Annotated in this window: 3 protein-coding genes; 2 read left to right on the top strand and 1 reads right to left on the bottom strand. The window is 70.9% G+C overall.

Going from position 1 to position 2,983, the window contains the following annotated elements:
* Positions 1-70: 70 nt before the first annotated feature.
* Positions 71-865 (bottom strand): phosphoribosylaminoimidazolesuccinocarboxamide synthase, encoded by a 795-nt coding sequence (gene purC / locus JWR86_RS16635; protein WP_299567497.1) that lies wholly within the window; start codon positions 863-865, stop codon positions 71-73.
* A 299-nt stretch (positions 866-1,164) separates the two neighbouring features.
* On the opposite strand from purC, the gene JWR86_RS16630 reads away from it, so the two are divergent.
* Together JWR86_RS16630 and JWR86_RS16625 are read left to right on the top strand one after the other, a co-directional pair.
* Complete coding sequence (locus tag JWR86_RS16630; RefSeq protein WP_299567499.1) at positions 1,165-2,346, top strand: phosphoserine transaminase; 1,182 nt, start codon at positions 1,165-1,167, stop codon at positions 2,344-2,346.
* Between the two features lie 105 nt (positions 2,347-2,451).
* On the top strand, positions 2,452-2,895 hold the full coding sequence (locus JWR86_RS16625; RefSeq protein ID WP_299567496.1) for an SseB family protein: 444 nt from the start codon (positions 2,452-2,454) through the stop codon (positions 2,893-2,895).
* The last annotated feature ends 88 nt before the right edge of the window (positions 2,896-2,983 follow it).

Genomic DNA, 2,983 nt, shown 5'->3' with positions numbered 1-2,983 from the left:
CAGCACGGGCAGCGCGCCGCGCCGGACCGACCCCCCGCTCACGGCGGCGCCGGCACCCGGCGCCGGCCGCCTATTGCACCAGGCGCGGCCCGCCGGACTGGATCTTTTCGTTCTCGCCCAGGATGCCCAGGCGGCGGGCGACCTCCGAATAGGCCTCCATGAGGCCGCCGAGGTCACGCCGGAAGCGGTCCTTGTCGAGCTTGTCCTGGCTCTTGATGTCCCAGAGACGGCAGGAATCGGGAGAGATCTCGTCCGCCACCACGATCCGCATCAGATCGCCTTCCCACAGGCGCCCGGTCTCCATCTTGAAGTCGACCAGACGGATGCCGACGCCCAGGAAGAGCCCGGACAGGAAGTCGTTGACCCGGATGGCCAGCGCCATGATGTCGTCGATCTCCTGCGGCGTCGCCCAGCCAAAGGCCGTGACGTGCTCCTCCGAGACCATCGGGTCGTTCAGGGCGTCGTTCTTGTAGTAGAACTCGATGATGGAGCGGGGCAGCTGCGTGCCCTCTTCCAGCCCGAGCCGGGTGGCGAGCGAGCCGGCCGCGACGTTGCGGACCACCACTTCGAGCGGAATGATCTCGACCTCGCGGATCAGCTGCTCGCGCATGTTCAGCCGCCGGATGAAATGCGTCGGCACCCCGATGTCGTTCAGGTGCTGGAAGACGTATTCCGAGATCCGGTTGTTGAGCACGCCCTTGCCGTCGATCACCTCGTGCTTCTTGGCGTTGAAGGCGGTCGCGTCATCCTTGAAATGCTGGATCAGCGTGCCGGGCTCGGGACCTTCGTAGAGGACCTTCGCCTTGCCCTCGTAGATGCGACGGCGGCGACTCATGGGCGTGTACCGTGGTTTGAGGAAATCCATCGGGGGCCGGGGCTCCTTCGCATGACGTGTGTCCGCACGACGTGGTCCGCGGCGCAGGTGCGCCGCCGAACGGCGCGCCTTCCTTGCCGGAACCTAGCGGATCGGCCGGGGGCGCACAACGACGGGCCCCTGCGCTGCACATCTATCAGGGTCGCGCCGCACCGGGCGCCGGAGCCGACGCGGCCCGCCCGCCGGCCCCGTCCGGCGGCTTGACCGCAGGCCGGGCCGGCGCGCATACGGGGCGCGGGACACCCCTCCCCAACGAGGGGCGCTCATCTGGAAGGATGGCCATGACTGCGATGACGGCCGACAGGCCGAAGGTGCGCCCGCGCGCGCCCCATTTCTCGTCCGGACCCTGCGCCAAGCGGCCTGGCTGGACTCTCGATGCTCTCAAGGACGCCGTACTCGGCCGCTCGCACCGGGCGAAGCTCGGCAAGTCGCGGCTGAAGCTCGCCATCGACCTGACCCGTGAGGTCCTGGAGGTGCCGGCCGATTACCGGATCGGCATCGTGCCGGCCTCCGACACCGGCGCCGTCGAGATGGCGCTCTGGTCGATGCTGGGCGCCCGCCCGGTCGACATGCTGGCCTGGGAAAGCTTCGGCGAGGGCTGGGTCACCGACGTGGTGAAGCAGCTCAAGCTCCCCGACGCCCGGGTCATCAAGGCGCCGTACGGGGACCTGCCCGACCTGGCAGAGGTCGATACCCGCACCCGCGACGTCGTGTTCACCTGGAACGGCACCACCTCCGGCGTCCGGGTGCCGGATGCGGACTGGATCGCGGCCGACCGGCAGGGGCTCGCCATCTGCGACGCCACCTCGGCGGCCTTCGCGCAGCGGCTGGACTGGCCGAAGCTCGATGTGGTGACCTATTCCTGGCAGAAGGCGCTGGGCGGCGAGGCCGCGCACGGCATCCTCATCCTGTCGCCCCGCGCGGTGCAGCGGCTGGAAAGCTACGTGCCGGCCTGGCCCATGCCGAAGATCTTCCGCATGACCAAGGGCGGCAAGCTGGTCGAGGGCATCTTCCAGGGCGAGACCATCAACACCCCGTCCATGCTGTGCGTGGAAGATTACGTCGACGCCCTGCGCTGGGCGAAGGCGGAGGGCGGGCTCGCCGGCCTCGTGGCCCGCTCCGACCGCAACGCGCGCGCCCTCCTGGACTGGGTCGACCGGACGCCCTGGATCGCCAACCTGGCCCGCGACCCGCGGAACGCCTCCAACACCAGCGTCTGCCTCGTGATCGCCGATCCCGAGGTCACGGCCGCCGGGCCCGAGGCGGTGGCGGGCTTCGCCAAGGAACTCGCGGCCCTGCTGGAGCAGGAAGGGGTCGCCTTCGACATCGGCAGCTACCGGGATGCGCCGGCCGGCCTGCGCATCTGGTGCGGCGCCACTGTGGAGGCGGCCGACATCCAGGCCCTCACGGGGTGGCTGGACTGGGCCTATGCCCAGGTCAAGGCCAAGCGGGCTGCCGCCAAGGCCGCCTGAACGCGGGCGCGACCTCCGCGGCCCGGATTCGCGCCGCGGCCGCCCGGGGGGGCGCTCGCCCAGCCGGCGGTGCCGGCCGTCACCTCAACAGCAGGAGCCCGGATCGTGGACCACGCCATCGGAACCGACGCGTTCCGGCCCCAGAACACCATCGAGACCGAGCTCGTCCGGGCGGCGCACGAGCCGCATCTGCGGCCGGGCTTCCTGCGCGAGCTCCTGGACGCCGAGATCTTCCTCGCCCTGCTGCTGCCGGACGGGGAGCGGATCGAGGCGGATGCCCACGGCCACGCCGTCATCCCCGAGGGCGCGCGGCTCGAGGTGAAGGCGGTGGACCGGGAGGCCGGCCCGGCCATGCCGCTCTTCACCGCCCCGGCGCGAGCGCAGAGCTTCTACCGCGCCGACCACGTGATCGCCCCGGACCGGGTGCGGGGCGTGCTGCTCCGCCATCCAGGCACGCGCTTCGTGCTCAATCCCGGCTCCGACTATGCGCTCGACCTCACCGAACGCGACGTCGACGCGATGCTGCGGGGCGACTTCACCGCCCATTGAGGCGGGCCCCAGCCCCTTGTCCCGCCGTGCCGTGACCGCTCGCCCGGCGGCGCAGGCCCGTGCCCCTTTGAAGGTCTGACCGATGTCC

Origin of the sequence: Enterovirga sp., from assembly GCF_028290205.1 — a bacterium.
In the GTDB taxonomy this organism is placed as follows: domain Bacteria; phylum Pseudomonadota; class Alphaproteobacteria; order Rhizobiales; family Beijerinckiaceae; genus Enterovirga.
The sequence above is the reverse complement of the archived record's forward strand: the minus strand, read 5'-3'. Positions and strand labels throughout refer to the sequence as shown.

Bases quoted from the DNA above. Each gene is read 5' to 3' on its own strand.
- purC (WP_299567497.1), bottom strand. From the start codon at position 865: ATGGATTTCCTCAAACCACGGTACACGCCCATGAGTCGCCGCCGTCGC.
- JWR86_RS16630 (WP_299567499.1), top strand. From the start codon at position 1,165: ATGACGGCCGACAGGCCGAAGGTGCGCCCGCGCGCGCCCCATTTCTCG.